The 21,178-nt window shown below is 35.0% G+C and carries 17 protein-coding genes, 1 riboswitch and 1 other annotated feature; of the genes, 12 read left to right on the top strand and 5 right to left on the bottom strand.

Going from position 1 to position 21,178, the window contains the following annotated elements; genetic code table 11:
• Positions 1-31: 31 nt before the first annotated feature.
• Entirely contained in the window at positions 32-2,209 is a 2,178-nt protein-coding gene (locus BN3326_RS09350; RefSeq protein ID WP_069998927.1) for a heavy metal translocating P-type ATPase, read from the top strand.
• Positions 2,210-2,266: 57 nt separating this feature from the next.
• Here the strand turns inward: BN3326_RS09350 and BN3326_RS09345 are convergent, their stop codons facing one another.
• Complete coding sequence (locus BN3326_RS09345; RefSeq protein WP_069998926.1) at positions 2,267-2,989, bottom strand: hypothetical protein; 723 nt, start codon at positions 2,987-2,989, stop codon at positions 2,267-2,269.
• Positions 2,990-3,188: 199 nt separating this feature from the next.
• On the opposite strand from BN3326_RS09345, the gene BN3326_RS21975 reads away from it, so the two are divergent.
• A complete protein-coding gene (locus tag BN3326_RS21975; RefSeq protein WP_171903805.1) occupies positions 3,189-3,341 on the top strand; it encodes a hypothetical protein in 153 nt (50 codons plus the stop codon).
• Positions 3,342-3,519: 178 nt separating this feature from the next.
• Here BN3326_RS21975 and BN3326_RS09340 read toward each other — a convergent pair whose 3' ends face one another.
• Positions 3,520-4,917, bottom strand: a complete 1,398-nt coding sequence (locus tag BN3326_RS09340; RefSeq protein WP_069998925.1) for an NAD(P)/FAD-dependent oxidoreductase — start codon at positions 4,915-4,917, stop codon at positions 3,520-3,522.
• Positions 4,918-4,920: 3 nt separating this feature from the next.
• Positions 4,921-5,020: riboswitch (purine riboswitch) on the bottom strand.
• A 307-nt stretch (positions 5,021-5,327) separates the two neighbouring features.
• On the opposite strand from BN3326_RS09340, the gene BN3326_RS09335 reads away from it, so the two are divergent.
• The 4 genes from BN3326_RS09335 to BN3326_RS09320 all read left to right on the top strand — a co-directional run bounded on the left by BN3326_RS09335 (position 5,328) and on the right by BN3326_RS09320 (position 8,039).
• Complete coding sequence (locus tag BN3326_RS09335; RefSeq protein WP_069998924.1) at positions 5,328-6,260, top strand: magnesium transporter CorA family protein; 933 nt, start codon at positions 5,328-5,330, stop codon at positions 6,258-6,260.
• A gap of 85 nt (positions 6,261-6,345) precedes the next feature.
• A complete protein-coding gene (locus BN3326_RS09330) occupies positions 6,346-6,798 on the top strand; it encodes a cupin domain-containing protein (RefSeq protein WP_069998923.1) in 453 nt (150 codons plus the stop codon).
• A 44-nt stretch (positions 6,799-6,842) separates the two neighbouring features.
• Entirely contained in the window at positions 6,843-7,295 is a 453-nt protein-coding gene (locus BN3326_RS09325) for a metallophosphoesterase family protein (RefSeq protein ID WP_069998922.1), read from the top strand.
• A 90-nt stretch (positions 7,296-7,385) separates the two neighbouring features.
• The gene (locus BN3326_RS09320) at positions 7,386-8,039 is read left to right on the top strand and encodes an HAD family hydrolase (protein ID WP_069998921.1); all 654 of its coding nucleotides are present in this window, start codon (positions 7,386-7,388) and stop codon (positions 8,037-8,039) included.
• A 785-nt stretch (positions 8,040-8,824) separates the two neighbouring features.
• On the opposite strand, the gene ileS is transcribed toward BN3326_RS09320, so the two are convergent.
• Positions 8,825-11,941 carry an isoleucine--tRNA ligase gene (ileS, locus tag BN3326_RS09315; protein WP_069998920.1) on the bottom strand — a complete coding sequence of 1,039 codons (3,117 nt, stop codon included), beginning with the start codon at positions 11,939-11,941 and terminating at the stop codon, positions 8,825-8,827.
• Between the two features lie 55 nt (positions 11,942-11,996).
• Positions 11,997-12,239: a binding site (T-box leader), on the bottom strand.
• A gap of 100 nt (positions 12,240-12,339) precedes the next feature.
• Positions 12,340-13,266, bottom strand: coding sequence for a DMT family transporter (locus BN3326_RS09305; protein ID WP_069998918.1), 927 nt, complete (start codon positions 13,264-13,266; stop codon positions 12,340-12,342).
• Between the two features lie 181 nt (positions 13,267-13,447).
• Between BN3326_RS09305 and BN3326_RS09300 the strand changes: the two genes are divergently transcribed.
• From BN3326_RS09300 to BN3326_RS09290, 3 genes are read left to right on the top strand one after another with little or no spacing between them, the layout of a single operon-like run.
• The gene (locus tag BN3326_RS09300) at positions 13,448-14,902 is read left to right on the top strand and encodes a nicotinate phosphoribosyltransferase (RefSeq protein ID WP_069998917.1); all 1,455 of its coding nucleotides are present in this window, start codon (positions 13,448-13,450) and stop codon (positions 14,900-14,902) included.
• 12 nt (positions 14,903-14,914) lie between these two features.
• Positions 14,915-15,643 (top strand): lysophospholipid acyltransferase family protein, encoded by a 729-nt coding sequence (locus BN3326_RS09295; protein WP_069998916.1) that lies wholly within the window; start codon positions 14,915-14,917, stop codon positions 15,641-15,643.
• A gap of 34 nt (positions 15,644-15,677) precedes the next feature.
• Entirely contained in the window at positions 15,678-17,105 is a 1,428-nt protein-coding gene (locus BN3326_RS09290; protein WP_069998915.1) for a FapA family protein, read from the top strand.
• Positions 17,106-17,187: 82 nt separating this feature from the next.
• On the opposite strand, the gene cls is transcribed toward BN3326_RS09290, so the two are convergent.
• Positions 17,188-18,645: a cardiolipin synthase gene (gene cls, locus BN3326_RS09285; RefSeq protein WP_069998914.1), complete on the bottom strand. Its 1,458-nt coding sequence runs from the start codon at positions 18,643-18,645 to the stop codon at positions 17,188-17,190.
• A 122-nt stretch (positions 18,646-18,767) separates the two neighbouring features.
• On the opposite strand from cls, the gene BN3326_RS09280 reads away from it, so the two are divergent.
• From BN3326_RS09280 to metF, 3 genes are all read left to right on the top strand, one after another.
• Positions 18,768-19,220, top strand: coding sequence for a hypothetical protein (locus BN3326_RS09280; protein WP_083258619.1), 453 nt, complete (start codon positions 18,768-18,770; stop codon positions 19,218-19,220).
• 144 nt (positions 19,221-19,364) lie between these two features.
• Positions 19,365-20,225: a YihY/virulence factor BrkB family protein gene (locus BN3326_RS09275; RefSeq protein WP_069998912.1), complete on the top strand. Its 861-nt coding sequence runs from the start codon at positions 19,365-19,367 to the stop codon at positions 20,223-20,225.
• A gap of 43 nt (positions 20,226-20,268) precedes the next feature.
• Positions 20,269-21,177, top strand: a complete 909-nt coding sequence (gene metF, locus BN3326_RS09270) for a methylenetetrahydrofolate reductase [NAD(P)H] (RefSeq protein ID WP_330389674.1) — start codon at positions 20,269-20,271, stop codon at positions 21,175-21,177.
• Position 21,178: the final 1 nt, after the last annotated feature.

The raw sequence follows: 21,178 nt of genomic DNA, 5'->3' as shown, positions 1-21,178 counted from the left end.
GAACAAATATTCATATGAGGAGAGTGAGAGTATGAAACATGAATTTGAAATACACCACTTAGGGTGTGCAAGTTGCGGTCAAAAAATAGAGGATGCACTTAATAAAAAAGGATGGTTTGATGAAGTTAAGATCAACTTTATGTTAAAAAAGGTAGAGGTTGAAACCAAAGAGGAAGATAAGACAAAGATAGCTACATATATTGAAAAGGTTGCCAATCAATATGAAAACGGCATAGAAGTAACATATGAAAAAGATTTGGAAAAAAGTTGTCACTTAAACCATGCATCACAAGAAGCTTGTTGTTGTGGTGAGAATGAGCATAATTATAATCAAAGCTCTAATCATAATAAAAACAAAAAACTTAGAAAATCCAAATTAAAAGAGCACGTCACTTTTATATTAGGCGGAGCACTTCTTATTGGCGGTGTACTATTTAAGTTAAATATACTTTTTATTTTTGCGTATATTCTTACAGGGTATGATGTTATTTTAAATGCTTTTAAAAACTGCATTAAAGGAAGAATGTTAGATGAGAACTTTCTGATGACTCTTGCAACTATAGCGGCTTTTGTAATTGGTGAATATCCAGAAGCTGTTGCAGTTATGATGTTTTATAAAGTGGGAGAATATATGCAAGATAGGGCGGTAGATTATTCTACAAAAGAAATTGAAAAAGCAATGGATATAAGACCTGATTTTGCCAGGGTGCTTAGAGACGAGGCTATTATTGTAAATCCAAAGGAAGTAAAAATAGGAGAGTTGATAGAAGTAAGACCTGGGGAAAGAATACCATTAGACGGAGTAGTTACTAGCGGAAGCGCTACACTAGATACGTCAATGCTTACGGGAGAATCACTGCCGGTAATAGTTAAAAAAGAAAGCCATGTATTAAGCGGCAGTATCAATCAAGATGGTGTTGTTAAAATAAAGGTTGTGCAAGAGTTTAAAGATAGTACGGTATCTAAAATACTTGAACTAATTCAAAATGCAAGCAGTAAAAAATCAAAGTCGGAGAACTTTATTACTAAGTTTGCAAAATGGTATACCCCCGCAGTTGTTATGGGCGCTTTTTTAACAGCCGTTGTGCCGTCACTTATTACAGGTAATTGGCAAGAATGGATTTATACAAGTATTGTATTTTTGGTTATATCTTGCCCATGTGCATTAGTTGTATCTATCCCCTTAGGCTTTTTTGGAGGGATTGGAGCAGCTTCCAAGGCTGGCGTATTAGTAAAAGGAAGTAACTATTTGGAGGCCTTAAATGATATAGATACAATTGTATTGGATAAAACAGGAACAATCACAAAGGGGCAATTTGGCGTTATTAATATTAACCCTAGTAAGGTGAGTAAAGAAGAGCTTTTAAAATATGCGGCAATTGCAGAGTCTAGATCTAATCATCCCATTGCAAGGTCTATTGTAAAAGAATACGGAGCGGAGATTCCTAGAGAGATTACGATTTCTAATTATAAAGAAATAAGTGGGCAAGGTATTACAGTACAAATAGACTCAAAAGACTATTTAGTAGGGAATAAGAAGCTTATGGAGAACTATAATATCTTATTTACAGATACTCAGGAAATGGGATCCCATATTCATATAGCAGCAGGGGGGATCTATTTAGGCTATATTATTGTTGCTGATGAGGTTAAAGAAGATAGCGAAGAAGCTATCCGAGATTTAAAGAAAATGGGTATTAAGAAGATTGTTATGCTGACTGGAGATAAGAAGGAAATAGCGGATCAAATAGGCATTCAAGTTGGGATAGATGAGGTTCATGCAGAATTATTACCTCAGGATAAAGTTATAAAACTTGAAGAGAAACTCAAAGTTGGCAAAGTAGCTTTTGTGGGAGATGGTATTAATGATGCTCCTGTACTTGCAAGAGCAGATATAGGTATTGCTATGGGCGGAGTAGGTTCTGATGCAGCAATAGAAGCTTCTGATATTGTGCTTATGACAGATAAACTAAGTTCTATTAGTGATATTCTAAGTATTGCAAAGAAAACAAGAAGAATTGTTACAGAAAATATTGTATTTGCACTAGGCGTTAAAGCTATTGTCCTAGTTCTTGGATTAATGGGAATTGCAAACATGTGGCTGGCAGTTTTTGCAGATGTAGGGGTATCCTTCTTAGCTGTACTTAATTCTATTAGAGTACTTGGTAAAGATAAAGGTCATATGGTAAAAATGATAAATACAAAATAACTTAATAATAAGAAAAAGCTGAAGCATGCTTCAGCTTTTTCTTATTATTAAAGATATTTACTCATAGAGGATTAAATCTAAGTAATGTTTTTGAACCTGCTGGGCGACTTCTAATTCATCCAATGGTATAGGAATATTGATAGTATACATTGGGCCAGTATATAAATCATAGTCACCATATAAGAATTGAAGTGTATTTTCGCTGCTGTAATTGATGCGTATGTCTTCTAAAAAATAGATTGACTTGTGCAACGTATAGAGCTCATCTAAGAAGTAAATACAGTCTTCTCCAATAAGTGCTTCCGAGGAAGATGTGAGTTTCGAATTATAGGAATAATCATTATAAAAAAGAGCTGTAGGTAGTGCTAAAAAGCTTACTACAATTAAACCTATACTTAGAGAGAGGCTGTATTTTTCGCCGCTGAATAAAATACAGCATGCAATAACAAGGCATAATATAAAAGTGAGAATGATCGTAGAAACAGTAGAGGATTTTCTTTCATAAAGTAATTCATTAATATAACTTGAACTGTTAGGTTTAAAAACCCAATGGGCTATTACGGGGATTTCGTTATTCTTTAAGTATTTTATTTTAAGATATTTTTTATTGTGCTGCGCATAAGATACGATGCCCACAAGAATAAAGCACACTCCAAAAAGAAATAAAACGCTTTTGCTAGAAGCTAGAAGATCATTTAGTATTATAGCAGTTATGCAGCTAGTGGCACCTAAAAATAAGATGATAAGTCCTATGATGCAATGTATATATTCTTTTTTCATATGAATCCCTCCTTTAAGTCACCATATAAAAAAATAGTCTACTAATAGTATATGATTAGGCAAAGCTGTATGTTAATGGAAATATGATGAGATTAGTGTATAAAATGACTAAAATTCACATAATAATAAGGCACATAAGATAAGTTTTAGTGATGTGGAATAACCTATAATAAAGCGTTAATAAAGGATGGTGAAAGCTATGGCTAAGGCTGGTATGAGAAGACCAGATCCCAGCGATCCTCATGGTACTGAGAGTAATAAGAAACAGCATTTTGCAAAGAATGAAGAGGAACCAGTTCAAGAAATACAAGGGAAAGCAAAATCTGGAAATAAAAAAGCAGGTAGAATCTAGCAGAACAACTAGCAGATTTAATAGCTGCTTATAAATTTAGACATAAAAAATCACAAGTAGCTCAATATCAGCGAACTTGTGATTTTTTATGGTTAATGTATTGGTTTGTGAACAATTTGTGGATAAAGTGTTTAATTTTGTGGAGAAACTGTGGGTAAATTTTAGGAGGAAATGAAAGCTATCCTAACTTTCTTGCCATAATAACACCCATTACAGAGGCCATCATAAGTCCACGGGTCCAACCACTTGAGTCACCTAAACAGTATAAGGATTGTATATTTGTATTTAAAGCTTCATCAAGTTTAACTTTATTACTATAAAATTTAATTTCAGGTCCGTATAAAAGGGTTTCTTTACTTGCAAAGCCAGGAACAACTTGATCCATAGCTTGAATAAAGTTAATAATATTCATCATAGGTCTATATGGCATGGCAGAGGTAATATCACCGGCTATAGCATCGGGTAAAGTTGGCTTTACATTAGAGCGGGCGAGCTCTTTTTGCCAAGTGCGTTTACCTTCTAGGATATCTCCATATCTTTGGACTAAAATATGACCATTACCAAGCATGTTTGTAAGCTCTGCGACTTTTTTACCATATTCTATAGGTTCGTTGAAAGGGTATGAAAAGTTATGGGAGCTTAGTATAGCGAGGTTTGTATTATCAGATTTAAGATTCTTATAGGAATGCCCGTTAACAATAGCAAGATTATTATCATAGTTTTCTTGACTTACAAAGCCGCCTGGATTTTGACAGAAGGTTCGTACCTTATTACCAAAAGGCTCAGGGTAGCCAATAAGTTTAGATTCATAGAGGACATTATTAACTTCTTCCATAATTTCATTTCTTACCTCAACGCGTACACCTATATCAACAGTACCAGATGTGTGGTCAATGCTGTGTTTTGCACACATTTCCTTTAGCCAGTCAGCACCTTTTCGGCCGGTGGCTACTATTACTATGTCGGCAAAAATAGTTTCTGTCTGAGATGTATCTTTAGATGAAGAGGTGATAACGCCTGTACATACATTATTTTCAATGATCAGATCTTTAGTTATAGTATTAAATAGAATATCAATACCATGAGCGATTAGATATTCTTCAATTTTAGAGTAAATTTCTTGAGCTTTTTCTGTACCAAGATGACGGATAGGGCAGTCTACCAGTTTAAGACCTGCTTGGATAGCTTTACGTCTAATATCTTTAACTTCCTCAGTAACTTCAAGCCCTTCCACTTTATGATCAGCACCAAATTCTAAATAAATGCTGTCTGTATACTGGATAAGCTCAGAAGTTTCAGCAAATCCAATAAGATCCGGTAACTCACCGCCAACCTCAGGACTTAGGGACAACTTACCGTCAGAAAAGGCACCAGCTCCTGAAAAGCCAGTAGTAATATGACAATAAGGCTTGCAGTTTACGCAGACTTTAGTCTTAGCTTTTGGACATTTGCGCTTATTAATGTTGCAGCCTTTTTCTATAATGGCTATTTTTTTGTTAGAGTTCTTTCTTATAAGTTCAAGGGCTGTAAATATACCAGATGGGCCTGCACCAACAATAACAATATCATATTTCATAACTATTCTCTCCTTCTAGCTTATAGTACAACTATTTAGGGTAGCTGGTAGAAACACTGATCCATATCATCAGGATTATATAAGCGAACAATAAAATTAAAAATCTATAAAACATTCACGTTACATCTTATTTTATAGTATATCCAAAATAAAATCAATGCAACATGTGATTTAAATAACTTGACATACCCTATAGAATAAAATACTATTGATAATGTAGAATTATAACAAGCAAAAACGCAAATAACAAAAGGAGTGTGAGTATTAATGGACGTCGGGCCGAGTTATAGGTATACAAAAAACCAGTTTAATAAAAAAATACTCATATTAATTTGTTGCTAGAGCAGTTTTTGTGTGCTTAATTATTTTCTCCTTAGCAATAAATTAGTGTGTCATAGAGGATGGGGAAAATGAAGCATATCTATAAGACTTTTGATACAGGACTAAAACAACTAGATGTTTTTGAAGAGGGTGCATGGGTTAACCTTATTAATCCAACGCCACAAGAAATCAATGAAATATCAGATGAATTTAATATAGAAGTTAATCATATTCTGTCTGCATTAGACGAAGAAGAAAGAGCGCGTATTGAAGTAGATGATAACTGTACAGTTATTATTGTGGATGTACCTATTAAAGAACGAGAAGAGGGACTTGGGGCTTATGCAACGATTCCTATGACTATTATTATAGGAGATAAATTTATTATTACCACCTGTCTTAAAAATGTCCAGCTTCTGGATGACTTTAGTTCAGGAAAAATAAAAAGTTTTTTTACATTCAAGAAAACTAGATTTATTTTGCAGCTTCTTTATAAAAACGCTTCATACTATCTGCAGTATCTTAGATATATTGACAGAATGAGTCATAGAATAGAGCATGAGCTTCATAAATCTTTGAAAAACAAGGAACTTATTCAACTGTTGGATCTAGAAAAAAGTTTGGTTTATTTTACAACTTCTTTAAGATCAAATGAAGTAGTATTAGAAAAAATGATGCGCATGGAAAATATTAAGCAATACCCGGAAGATCAAGAATTATTAGAAGATGTTATTATTGAAAATAAACAGGCTATTGAGATGGCGAATATTTATAGCAACATTTTAAGCGGGACAATGGACGCTTTCGCATCGGTTATTTCTAATAATCTTAATATCGTCATGAAAACATTAACTTCTATTACGATAGTTATGTCGATACCAACTATGATAGCAAGCTTCTGGGGCATGAATGTCAAAGTACCGCTTGAGGGCAATCCTTATGCCTTTGGATTAATTATTGTAATCTCTATAGTAATAACCATAATACTTACATTATTTATGGTAAAAAGAAAGTTATTTTAAAGGTGGGGCAAATATTGCCTCACTTTTTGCATATGAAATAGGAAAACTGCGTAAAAATAGCATGAAATTTAAAGGAGATGGGCTTATGTATACAGCAAGTTATTTTATAGATAAATTAGAAATGATGCCACATATAGAAGGGGGATATTATAAAGAGTGTTTTGTATCAGATATCGGGGCTTGGAGCAGTATTTATTTTCTGCTAGAGCAAGGGGAAGTATCACACTTTCATAGGCTGCAATCAGATGAGTTATGGTATTATCATGCGGGATCAGCCCTAACCATTTATATGATAGATGCTAGAGGAGAGCTGATAGAGCAGCAATTAGGGCTAGATATAGCAAAGGGAGAGATGCCGCAAGTCCTTGTACCAAGAGGAAGTATTTTTGGATCAGCTCAAAATGAGGAAGGATTTTCCTTAGTGGGGTGTATGGTAGCACCTGGCTTTACATTTGAAGGATTTGAACTCTTTGAAAGAGAGGAATTGATGCAAAAATATCCAGAGTATCAAGAAGTTATTATGAAATTAACTAGGTAAGGAATGTTGGGAGATGTCAGGTGAAAATAAGAGGGGGTAAGATAATGAGAATAGGCATCATTTCAGATACCCATGGACTTTTAAGATCAGAGTTCATACAAGCATTTAAAGGCTGTGAGCTTATTTTTCATGGGGGAGATATAGGAAAAGAAGAGATTATAGATAAGCTTGCAGAAATAGCGCCTGTTATTACTGTCAGGGGCAATAATGATAAAGATGAATGGACTAAGAAGTTTCCGAATGAAATATGGACTGAGGTTAATCAAAAGAGAGTTTATATGATTCACGATTTAAAAACTAGTCAGCAAAAATTCGAAAAGGGTCACATAGACATTGTAATAAGTGGACATTCTCATATCTATAAAGAAGAAATAAGAGAAGCTATATTTTATCTTAATCCAGGAGGCGCTGGGCCTAAGCGTTTTGGGAGGCCGGCCACTGCTATGATTTTAGAATTAATAGATGGTATGGTGCAAGTAGAGCCGCTCATAGACTGAAATTTGATAGATTGCTATAAATATGATATGATAAACATACATCTGATGCAAAATATTTATTATAAGAGGATAATTTGAGAGGAAGTTAATATGCAAAAAACATATCAGTATATTTTATTTGACTTAGATGGAACTTTAACTGATCCAAAGCTTGGTATAACAAAATCAGTTCAATATGCTCTCAGACATTTTAGTATTGACGTTACGAATCTTGATAGTTTAACCCCTTTTATTGGACCACCTCTTAAGGACTCATTTATGGATTACTATCATTTTGATGAACAAAATGCACTTGAAGCTATAGAAAAGTATAGAGAGTATTTTAAAGAGACGGGTATTTTTGAAAATAACCTTTATAGTGGCATGAGCAGCTTATTACATAAACTAGTCGAAAGCGGCAAAACGCTCCTTGTAGCAACTTCAAAACCGACAGTTTTTGCTGAGCGTATTCTTGAACATTTTAATATAAGCCAGTACTTTGTTTTTATAAGTGGCAGTGAACTAGATGGTACACGTTCTAATAAAAATGAAGTGATTAAGTATGCATTAGAACAAAATAATATATCTGACTTAAATAATGTAGTCATGGTAGGTGACAGGAGATACGATGTACTAGGTGCAAAAGAAGTGGGTATTGACTCTATTGGGGTTTTATACGGTTATGGAGATTATGAGGAACTTACAAGCGCAGGAGCTACTTATTTAGCGAGTAATATTAAAGAATTAACTGAAATATTGCTATAAAGTAGGATGAGCGCCCTTATATCTACCGGCCATATCCAATAAGATTTTAGAAAGACAGTGAAGAATTTTATAATTCAAGTATCTATATGAGGTACGCAGGGGAATTTTAGGGTTCTCCAGTTGCTCGCTTGCGTATTTCTAAAAATCTAGGCGCTTTTTTCAAATGAACGGTCGAAACTCGCGCATTATCAAATTTGATAATGACCGCTCAAACAGTCTCCCTAAGTACCATTTGAAAAAACCACCAAGATTTTCTTCACGAAATACTCCAGAGGCAACTTCCGAACCCTAAAATCTCCCCTGCTGGATTTTGAATTATTTAGGCTTGAATTAATTTGCAGACAGTCTGCAACTATCTTAGTATAGCATGTTTTATTCAGATTCAGTTGAAATTGTAGGGTTTTCAAATCCTATAAAATCAACTGAATTTGTTTCTTATAGATATTTTTTTCTTATTCATAAGCTTATCTATAATAGAGCATAGCGAGGTAGGCAGGAGATGTTTTTTGACTTGACTCGGGTATGGCGGTGGGAAGGCGGGAAAGACAAAAAATATCTCCTGCCTGCCAAGCGGACCTAATATCAGGACTTCAATTATAAAGATACCCGATATACTGCTATATGCAGTAGTTTTCGGACAGTGTGGTGGGTAGGTGGGAGAGACGAAAAATATTCTCGCCCCACTCGCGAACCACATATAAAACATATAAGTATAAAAAATATTGAAATAGAAAGAAGAGGATATTCAGATTATGAATATCCTCTTCTTTCTATGAGTAAGCCTATTAAGCTTTTTTTACAGTAAACGTAACAGTTTCCCCATTTACTTTCCATTCTTTTGTATACCCATCTAAAGTGCCTTCAGATACACTGTTTGCAAGTACTTCCTGAGCAACAAGTTCATTGTTTTTAGTTAGAATAGAAGCAATTTTTTCATTGCCAGAATAAGCAACTAAGATATGATCTTGTACTTCAAAATCAGCTTCTTTTCTCATGGTTTGTATTTTAGATATGATTTCTCTTACAAAACCTTCTTCTAAAAGTTCTTCTGAAAGGTTTGTATCAATAACGACTGTATAGCCTTTGTCAACTGCGGATACAAAACCACCTTTTTGTGCAATGTCAATGAGTAAATCTTCTTTTGAAAGCTCAATTGTTTCACCTTCAAGGGATAGTTTTAATGTACCATTTGTATTAAGTTCATCCATAGCTTTTGAACCATCAAGCGCCATAAGGGCTGTTCTGATTGCATTTAGGAGCTTACCATATTTTGGTCCTAAAGTACGCATTTGAGGTTTAAAGCTATAAGTGATAAATTCACTGGCATCTGTTTTAAACTCCACGTTTTTAACATTTAACTCTTCAGCAATAATTTCAATGAATTCCGGAGTAAGTACTTCTGAAGCTCCTACATACATGGTGCCGATAGGCTGACGATTTTTGATATTAGATTCGTTACGGCAGCTGCGGCCAAGTACAACGATTTGAAGGACTTGTTCCATAGAATTTTCAAGTGCTGTATCGATCATTGTTTCATTAAATGTTGGGAAATCACAAAGATGAACACTGACAGGCACTGATGTATCTACAGTTCTAACAAGATTTTGATAGATTTGTTCTGACATAAATGGTACAAATGGTGCTGAGATTTTAGCAAGTGTAACAAGTACTGTGTGAAGTGTCATGTAAGCATTAATCTTATCTTGAGGCATTTCACTTTGCCAGAATCTTTCGCGGGAGCGGCGCACATACCAGTTAGATAAATCATCTACAAAGTCCTGCATAATACGAGAAGCTTCAAAAATACGGTAGTTTTCAAGATGTTCATCCACATCTTTAACAAGTGTATTTAATTTTGAAAGCACCCATTTATCCATCATATTAAGTGAAGCATAATCTAATGTATATTGTGTTGGGTCAAAAGCATCAATGTTCGCATAAAGCACATAGAAGGCATAAGTATTCCATAATGTACCCATAAACTTTCTTTGAGATTCGCTTACATTTTCTGAACCAAAGCGGCTAGGAAGCCATGGCGAACTTGCTGAATAGAAATACCAACGAACAGCGTCGGCGCCTTGTGCATCAAGTACACTCCAAGGGTCTACTACATTCCCTTTATGCTTACTCATTTTTTGACCTTCTTTATCACACACGTGTCCTAAAACAATAACATTTTTGTAAGGCGATTTATCAAAGATTAGTGTTGAAATAGCCATCAAAGTGTAGAACCAGCCACGGGTCTGATCTACAGCTTCTGAGATAAAGTCTGCTGGATAATTATCATCAAAGATCTCTTTGTTTTCAAATGGATAGTGCCATTGTGCAAAAGGCATAGACCCACTGTCATACCAACAGTCAATAACATCTTCAACTCTTGTCATTTCTTTTTGACATTTTGGACAGTTAAGGTGAACTGCATCAATATAAGGTTTATGAAGTTCAATTTCATCAGGACAGTCTGAGCTCATTGATTTTAGCTCTTCTATACTGCCAATCATGTGTTTATGGCCACATGTACATTCCCAAATAGGAAGAGGGGTACCCCAATAACGGGAACGAGAAAGTCCCCAGTCGATAACGCCTTCAAGGAAGTTGCCAAAACGTCCCTCACCAATTGATGGCGGAAGCCAGTTAACAGTATTGTTATTTTTAACAAGGGCAGAACGCACCTTTGTCATAGAGATAAACCATGTATCACGGGCATAATATAAAAGCGGTGTATCACATCTCCAGCAATGAGGATAGCTGTGTTCATAAGGTTCAGATTTAAATAATTTATTATTTTCACCTAGCCATTTAAGGATATGTTTATCTGCATCTTTAACAAAGATATTTTGCCATAAGTCTACTTCAGGTGTAAAGTAACCTTGTTCGTTAACAAGCTGAACAAAAGGAAGGTCATTTTCACGCCCTACTTTTGCATCATCTTCACCAAAGGCAGGAGCGATATGAACGATTCCGGTACCATCTGTAAGAGTTACATACGTATCAGATACGACAAACCATGCTTTTTTCTCTGGTTTTACAAAGTCAAAAAGAGGTTCGTATTCTAAGCCGCAAAGTTCTTTGCCAGGAAATGTTTCTAAAACACAGGCGCCTTCACCAAGGACAGAAGCCACTAAAGATTCGGCCAGGATGTATTTATTACCATCAAATTCAGCTTTTACATAAGTGTGCTCAGGATGTACACAAAGTGCTACGTTTGATGGAAGTGTCCAAGGGGTGGTTGTCCATGCGAGAAGATAGGTGCTGTTTTCATCTTTTACTTTAAACTTAGCAACTGCAGTGGCATCTTTGATATCCTTGTAGCCTTGAGCTACCTCGTGAGAAGACAGAGAAGTCCCGCAACGAGGGCAGTAAGGAACAATTTTGTGACCTTTATAAATAAGATCCTTGTCCCAGATTTGTTTAAGAGACCACCATACAGATTCGATATAATTATTATGGTAAGTTACATAAGGATCATCCATATCTACCCAATAGCCTACACGGTCAGACATCTTTTCCCATTCACTTTGATATTTCCATACACTTTCTTTACATTTAGTAATAAAGTCCTCAACACCATATTTTTCAATTTCAGGCTTGCCACTGATGCCAAGAAGTTTTTCAACTTCAAGCTCTACAGGAAGCCCGTGGGTATCCCAGCCAGCTTTACGAAGTACTTTGTAGCCTTTCATTGTTTTATAACGTGGCACAAGGTCCTTAATAACACGGGTTAAAATATGGCCGATATGAGGTTTGCCGTTTGCTGTTGGAGGACCATCATAAAAAGTAAAAGTTGGTCCGTCAGTACGGGCGTTTATAGAATCTTCAAATACATTATGTTCCTTCCAAAACTTCAGGACATCGAGTTCTCTATCCACAAAGTTCAGGTTGGTATCTACCTTTTTGTACATACTTTGCCTCCTAAATTGTAATTAAATGTAAACATGAAAAAACTCCTCCATCCATTAACAGGACGAAAGAGTAGTTAGTTACTATATCTTCCGCGGTACCACCTGATTTGCCTCTCTTATAGAGAAACCGCTCGTTATACCTTTCCTAATAAGTAACGGTAGGATTCCGTCAGAGCCTACTTGATTTCGGTCTGCCACTCCAAGGGGATTTTTCGTATTTTCTATCGTATGGGCTTGCACCAACCCCACTCGCTGAAAACGCATCAAAAATAGTACTTTTCCTTTTCACTGTGTTTAAGTTATAAAATTTTATATAGACAACATTATAAATTTAAATGGACGACTTGTAAAGGGGTAAATGAAGATTAGTAAATTCAACCAACATTTAATACTATCACTTACTTCCTATTTACTATTATAATGCCGGCGGAGACTAGTAAGAGTGAGATGAAATGAACGGGCAACAATGTCTCGCCGGGGATGAAGAGGCCAGTGAGAACGCTGCCGGTTACGGGGATGATAAATTTGAACATGGCCAGTTCACTGATTTTGCGGTGCTGTAAAATGGCGTACCATAGGTAGAAGGCGACGCTTGAGACAAGTGCTAAATAAAATAGTAGGCCAATTGAAAGCGGTGTGAAGTGCAAAGAAAGAGGGTTACCGCCCATCCCAAGACCAACTAGAAATAGTAAAATAGACCCAACAAGCATCTGCCAGCAGGTGAATACTAAAGAAGGCAGGTCTTTACCTATTTTTTTAGCAATCAACATAGCAAATGCACTGACAAGACCAGAGCATATCATAAAACCTTCTCCGAGGATAGAAAAACGTAGTAGCCCTTCGCTGCTCTTATCTAGATTAACAAGTATAAGACCACCAAAACCTAGTAAGAGTCCCAATACTTTTTTTAGGCTTAATTTATCATTTTGATAGATAAAGTGAGCAAGTAAAATTGAGAAAAATATGGAGATCTGTGCAAGGATTGAAGCTTTGATACCTGTAGTATTATTAACTCCTATATTGAAGAAGAAATATTGTAAGGTAGTATTAAAGATACCTAAAGTGACAATAAGCCTTATTTGAGATTTACGGATCTTAAATAAAGGGGCACCAGTCAATAAACCAAATATAAACAGTAAAAGGCCTGCCAGAAGAAATCTTAAACTAATAAAGGTAATATTATCAGCTAAGTTGCTGCTTATAATGCCCATATCTTTATAAATGATTTTAAGTACTGGGAAGGGGGTTCCCCATAAAATATTACATAAAACGGCTATCAGGGTAATTAACATAATGTTGCTACTGTGTAGTTTGTTTTTTAACATATTACGTCTCCTAAAAATCCAAAGTCCTTTATTGAATATTTGAAAATATTTAGCCATATTACTCAAGTGTTTACTTAAAAATGACGAAATATGGTATAATACTATTTATAGAATACTGATATAGCGTATTGCTACAGTATAATACAACTCATAGTATGAGTCAAAGATAGGAGATTGCCGCATGAGTACGAGAAATTTAACATTATTAACAGATTTATATCAACTCACCATGATGCAAGGCTATTATGAAAATGATGTTAACAATCATGAAGTAGTATTTGATCTTTTTTATAGAACAAATCCATCAAAAAATGGCTATGCACTATGTGCAGGACTTGCCCAAACAATAGATTATATTGAAAATTTATCTTTTAGTGAAGAAGATATTAGCTATTTAGAGAGCTTGAACTTATTTAAAAAAGATTTCTTAGAGTATTTAAAGAATTTTAAGTTTACAGGAGATATTGATGCAGTAGAGGAAGGTACAGTTGTTTTTCCAGGAGAAGTTCTCCTAAGAGTAAAAGCGCCTATTTTTGAAGCCCAATTTGTTGAGACTGCCCTTCTGAATATAGTTAATCATCAAAGTCTGATTGCTACAAAGGCAGCGAGAGTAGTAAAATCTGCAGAGGGGGATCCGGTGCTTGAATTTGGACTAAGAAGAGCACAAGGACCTGATGCTGGTCTTTATGGCGCAAGAGCTGCTGTTATTGGAGGATGTAGTGCTACCTCTAATGTACTTGCTGGACAAATGTTTAATATCCCTATAGCCGGAACTCATGCCCATAGCTGGGTTATGAGTTTTGACGCTGAAATAGATGCTTTTAGAGCCTATGCAAAACTGTTTCCTAATAAATGTATTTTGTTAGTAGATACGTACGATACACTAGAATCAGGAGTGCCTAATGCTATCAAAGTATTTGATGAAATGAAAGCACAAGGGATTCATTCAAAAGCGTATGGTATACGCCTAGACAGCGGAGATTTAGCTTATTTATCAAAAAAAGCAAGACGTATGTTGGATGACGCTGGGCATACACAGGCTATTATAAGCGCTTCTTGCGATCTGGATGAACTGCTGATTACAGACCTGAAGAGACAAGGCGCTAAGATAAGTTTATGGGGAGTAGGTACAAACCTCATTACTTCATCAGATTGCCCGTCGTTTGGCGGGATTTATAAATTATCAGCAGAAATAGGTAAAAATGGTATAAATATTCCTAAGATAAAAGTTTCTGATAATCCAGAAAAAGTTACTAATCCAGGTGTCAAAAAAGTTGTTAGGATCTATGATAAAGCTACACGAAAGATCCAAACTGATATTATAGCTTTAGAAGAAGAAGTATTTGATGCAGCGAAACCACTGACATTACTTGATGCCCATGCAAGATGGAAAAAAATGAAGCTTAAGGCTAATACGTATGAAGTAAGAGAACTTTTAGTTCCTATATTTAGAAGCGGCAATAAAGTATATGAATCGCCGTCAGTAATGGCAATTAAGGAATATGCCGCACGGGAGCTTGATACACTTTGGGATGAGTATAAAAGGCTTATTAATCCTCAAATTATGTCAGTTGTGTTATCCGACGGGTTATATGCACTTAAAGAGAGGATGTTAGAAGATTATAAAAAAGACTAAGGGGTGGTCTATATGCTTGGCAGTATAAAGGTTCTAAATACTATGATCATTAATTACATCACCAGTATGGGAGAAAGAAAAAAGTATAGGTATGGTAATTTAAAATATGATAAAAAAGTAAGCAGAGCCCATATTTATAAGATTGTTCAAAAGCTTTCGCAGGATATGCTAAAAGCAGGAGGCATAACTGTAGAGGTTAAAGGTAAAGAAAATTTGCCCCAAAAGGGCCCAGTGCTTTATGTGGCAAATCATAAAAGTATTTTTGATATTGTTACACTTGTAAGTCTGATAGAAGATCCTTTGATATTTATAGGTAAAAAAGAAGTAGCAAAAATGCCTCTTGTTGAAAAATGGTTCGATGCTTTAGGTTGTATTTATATAGATAGAGAAGACCTAAGGCAGTCGTTAAAGGCAATTATGATGGGAATTAGTGAACTTAAAGGAGGACAGTCAGTCGTAATATTCCCAGAGGGAACAAGGGCTCATGGCAAAGCACTCAAGGAATTTAAAGAAGGCAGTTTTAAGCTGGCAACTAAAACGAAGGTGCCTATTATTCCAATAGCTCTTCAGGATACTTATAAGGTGTTTGAGGAAAAGAAAAGTGTTCAAAAAGGCAAGGTTTACGTTAATATTGGCGAAGCTATTTATCAAGAGGAATTAGAAGAAGAGACACTTAAAAAATTACCTCAGTATATACAAGGGATTGTGCAGGATTTACTGCAATCTATTACATTTGAGTAGCTGCAGTTAAATAAGATTAATGGGGGTGAGTCATATGTCAGAACATCAAAGTGGTATTGATAATAGTATAGATAGTGCTAAGCCAGTCAATGAAATAGTAGTGGTTGAAATATCCAGAGATAGGATGCTTGCCGTATTATGGTTTGAAGCACCTAAAAATGGAGGAAATAAATTAACTGGTGACCAAATTAGAAGTGAGATAGATAGAAAGGGTATTAAAAAAGGTTTGGATTTAGAACTTCTCGATAAACTAGTACTCAGCAGACAATATGATTATAAATATATTGTCGCAAAAGGTATGCAGCCTGAAAACGGAAAAGATGCAGTACTTACATTAACTTTTGATGCTGATAGTATTAAAAATTTTAGGCCTAAACAGAATCAAGATGGAACAGTTGATTTTAAAAACCTCAATGTTGTTCATAATGTAAAAAAAGGAGAAATATTAGCAACTAAAATACCAGCGACAGAGGGTGTTGATGGCTATAATGTATTAGATCAGAGCATTAGAGCGAAAAAGGGAAAAGACACCAGAATGCCAAAAGGGAAAAATACAGAATTATCAGAAGACAATTTAACCCTTTTGGCCTCAGTGGATGGCAAACTAGAATATGATGGACATAATATTTATATTAATACCGTGTATACTCTAAATGGCGATTTAGACAGTGGTATAGGTAATATAGACTTTTTAGGGAGTGTTAGCATCACCGGTAGTGTGAAATCGGGTTATACTATAAAAGCAGAAGGATCTGTAGAAGTTAAAGGACCTGTAGAAGATGCTATTATCATAGCAGGCGGCGATATTATTCTTAGCTATGGCATACAGGGAACAGAAAAGGGCAAGCTGGTTTCAGGTGGTAATATTGTTGCAAAGTTTATTCAGAATGCTACTGTGGAAGCACGCAAAGATGTTATTACAGAGGCTATTATTCATTCGCATGTTTCGGCAGGTAATAGTATTAAAGTCGAAACTGGCAAAGGAACAATTGTTGGAGGAAGCGTTGCAGCGACTAACATGATCTTTGCCAAAAGTATAGGTTCACCAATGGGAACTGTTACATCCGTACAAATAGGTATTTTACCAAGTCTTTATCAAAATCATAAAAAAATAGAAGCTGAACTTCAAGAAAAAAGAGCAAGTTTAACTAAAGTTGAGCAAAGTATAAAGTTTCTACTCTCAAAATCTAAAGAAGTAAAATTAGATATGCAAAAACAAATAATGCTTCAAAAACTTAGTGATGCCAGAAGACCTTTGATTGAGGAGATAGAAACGCTTAAGAAAGAGTATGATGAATTATCTAATACGTTACGAGAAGCACAGGATGGCATTATTAAAGTTGTAGATATTATGCATCCGGGAGTCAGACTTATGATAGGCAACACAATTAAATATGTAGATGATTCAAAGGTGCATTGTACCATCAGAAAGGTAGATGGAGATATACACATTGGACTATAAAAAGCTATATGAGTGCTTGTTGTGAGCAACTCATATAGCTTTTTAAAAATGATAAATCTTTTTTAAAGCCTCTTAGCTTTGTTTATAATATAGGAGATATTAGTCTAGAGATAGATTCCTTGAACTTAATCAGCAAGCTTCTGCTTTTATAGATCGCAGGGGTTAATTCTTTGCAGTCTTTTAAATCGCTGCGAAATACGCGGGAAAGCTCTTTAGACGCAGATGTATCGTAGATGAAAGCATTTATTTCAAAGTTAAGCTTAAAGCTGCGTATATCAAAGTTAGCCGTACCTACTGAGCAAATAGTATCATCTATAACGATTGTTTTAGCGTGTAGGAATCCTTTTTCATAGGTATAGCATCGTACCCCACAATCAAGAACTTCACCTATATAGGCATAAGTTGCCCAATAAACACAGACGTGATCTGGTTTATTAGGAATCATAATTCTAACATCTATCCCAGAAAGTGCAGCAAGTTTAATAGCCATAAGAACACCTTCGTCAGGGATGAAATAGGGTGTTTGAATGTAAATAGATTTTTTGGCTTCATGAATCATTTTGATATAACCATTGCGTACACTAGCGTGTTTTGAGTCTGGTCCGCTTGAGACAATCTGCATCCCTATGTTACCAGGTGCGTTATTTGTCTCAATGGGAATATATTTATCTAAAGAAATATTTTCGTTTGTTGCAAATCTGCGGTCTAATAAAAATTGCAAATCAATTAAACGTACTGCACTGCCTGTTATTTTAAGATGCGTATCACGCCAATAGCCAAGTTTTTTATTAAGCCCTACGTATTCTTCACCGATGTTAAAACCTCCAAGATAGGCTGTAACACCATCAATTACACAAATTTTACGATGATTTCTATAGTTTACACGTAGCTTAATAAAGGGGATAAAAGATGGAAAAAAGCAAGCTACTTTGACGCCTGCATTTTTTAGTTCATAAAAATATTTTTTTGGAATACCAAAGCAGCCCATATCGTCATAGAGCAAGAAAACTTCAACACCTTCTTGAGCTTTTTTTATAAGAAGATTTTTAAAAGCTTTCCCAAGTTCATCATTACGTATAATATAATATTCAATATGAATATATTTTTTTGCACTATTAATGCTTTCAAAAAGCATATTAAAAAGCTCTTTACCATCGGTAATAATATTGATGCTATTATCCTCAGTGTATAGTGCTTCATGGGCATTGAGATGAAGGCTTATAAGATTTTCATAGGTTTTAATAAGGGCATTATTAAATTCATTAATGGGATATGCAAGGGAGGTTTGTTGTCTATGTACAACAGCTAGAAATCTATCTTCTTCTTCCTTTTTGCTAAATGTTTTTCGTTTGCGGAGATCTTGGCCGATAAAGCAATATAAAACAAAACCTACAATTGGGATAGAGAGCATAATCATAATCCATGCCCAAGTCGTACTAATGTTTTTTCGAGATAAGAAAATAACAGAAAGAACCAGTAAAATATTAATATATAAAAATATATCGAGCCATGTAACCTTTACTAAAAAAACATGTATCATTTCAATCACCTCAATTATAGTATTAGACTAAAGAATAAAAATTATTAACCACATTGTGTTATAAGTTTTGGTATGCTATACTAATCTAAGCTCAATTAAAAGTTATCAAGGAGGTATTAAGAGTGAACTGGACAATATTTTTTATTGTACTTGCAGTAATAGCCGCCCTTTTGGCAGGCTTATATTTTTGGGGAAAAAATTTACAGAAAAAGTATGATAGTCAGCAACAGCTTATTAATCAGCATAAACAAGCAATGTCCATATTTGTAATAGATAAGAAAAAGGATCATGCGAGTAACCTTAAACTACCTAAACAAGTCAAGGACCAACTTCCGTGGATTTATAAAAAACGCAAAATGCCCGTTGTCATAGCTAAAATAGGGCCCCAGATACAAACACTTATGTGTGATGAAAAACTTTATAATATTATTCCTATTAAAAAACAAATTAAAGTAGAACTAGCAGGAATACTTATTGTAAATGTGTTATCAGGTAAACTTCCAGATGTAAAGAAAAAAAGCTTTATATCTCAAATAAAAGCTAAGGCTATGCCTTTAAAAACCAAAGAAAAATAAAGCTTGTATACTCTAAGTATACAAGCTTTATTTTTCTTTGAGAAGTAAAACTTATAAAATTGATCACACTCAAGTATCTAATGGGGCAATAAGGTTAATAATAATGGAAACATGTTCATATGTTTTAAGAAAGGAGGCAATATGATGAATAGTAACGTTGTTGTGTTTTTTAAAAAACTAATAAAAAGATATACCGCACATAATATAGCAGCTACCAGTGCTCAGATAGCTTATTATTGGATTATGGCTTTTTTTCCGTTTTTGATTTTTATTATCTCACTGCTGACTTATACAAAAATACCGGCCGGGATCTTGCTTGAGTATATAGCTAAAATTGTTCCGGCTTCATCTGTACCTTTTATACAAAACACGATTAATCAGTTTATTATTAATAGAAGTACCACCTTATTATCTGTAGGGATGCTGTTTACATTATGGTCAGGGGGAACAGCTGTTAATGCTCTCGCTGGAGGTATTCATTTGGCCTATAACTCTAAACCGGTTAAGCCGTTTTGGCTTTCACGACTTACAGCAGTACTTTATACTATTTTACTCGCAGTTCTTATTATTGTGCTTATGGTTGGTTTAGTATTTGGAAACAGGTTAGGGGATTACATTATGGAAAGTCTTCATATGAATAAAGGGATCTTTATGCCTATATGGCAGCTTGGCAGGCTGATTATGCCCTTTTTAGCCCTTATTGCTATTTTATATATCATTTATAGGATTATTCCCAGAAAGCACCTTAAATGTAAAAATGTTTGGCCAGGAACAGTGGTCGTTTCCTTAGGATGGTACTTTTTTTCGCTAATTTTTTCCATATACGTAGATAATTATAGTAAATATAATCAATTATATGGTAGTATAGGAGGTGTATTCGTGCTTCTTATTTGGCTTTACTCAAGCTGCATGTTGCTTCTTGTAGGCGCAGAGATCAATTCTTTATATCAAGAGCTAAAAACAAATCATGTAATACGCAAAATTGAGCGTATTAGAACAACTTAATTTTAAAGATGCCTTAAATACTGAAGTGTAGGGTGCTTTGCACTTGAAAAATATAATAAAAGTGGTGATGAAAATGTTTGTAAAAGAAATTATAGAAATTAAAAAACCAACCTTTTCCTTTGAAATCTTTCCGCCTAAAAGCGGAGGTAATTTAGAATCTATCTATGGGACAGTTGATGCATTAGCTAGTCTTATGCCAGATTTTATAAGTGTAACGTATGGTGCTGGAGGCAGCAGTCGTGAAAATACTGTAGAAATTGCCTCGGTTATTCAAAATAAATATAACATACCAACCCTTGCTCATTTAACCTGTGTAGGCAGCACTAAGGATCAAATGGATAATATTCTTAAAGAACTCGATGAAAAAGGGGTTAAAAATATCCTTGCTTTAAGAGGTGATCTTAATGAATTATCTACTCTTGGAGATTTTAAGTATGCCTCTGACTTAATAAGTTATATAAAGAATAAGTATCATTTTAATATAGTAAGTGCATGTTATCCTGAAAAACATTTAGAGGCCTATAGTATTGTAGAGGATTTAAAACATCTTAGATCAAAAGTAGATAGTGGAACAGATATGTTGGTATCACAACTCTTTTTTGATAATCAGGCGTTTTATAACTTTGCCGAAAAGGCACGGTCTATTGGTATAAATGTTCCGATCGTAGCGGGTATAATGCCTATTACGTCTTCAAAACAAATTGAGAGAATGGTATCACTTTGCGGGGCCACAGTCCCTGAGTCTGTTCAGCGATTTATAAGAGCGTACGGACATAATAGTATGGCGATTAAAGAAGCTGGCATAGCCTATGCTACTCGGCAGATTATAGATCTTCTTGCAAGCGGCGTAGATGGCATACATCTTTATACAATGAATCAAGCGGATATTGCAAAACGTATAGCAGAAAACATTAGAGGGATTCTTTATGCACTGAGAGTAAAGAGGGAGTAAA

The sequence above is a fragment of the Cellulosilyticum sp. I15G10I2 genome, from assembly GCF_900095725.1.
In the GTDB taxonomy this organism is placed as follows: Bacteria; Bacillota; Clostridia; order Lachnospirales; family Cellulosilyticaceae; genus FMMP01.
This window is presented reverse-complemented; position numbering and strand designations above follow the sequence as displayed.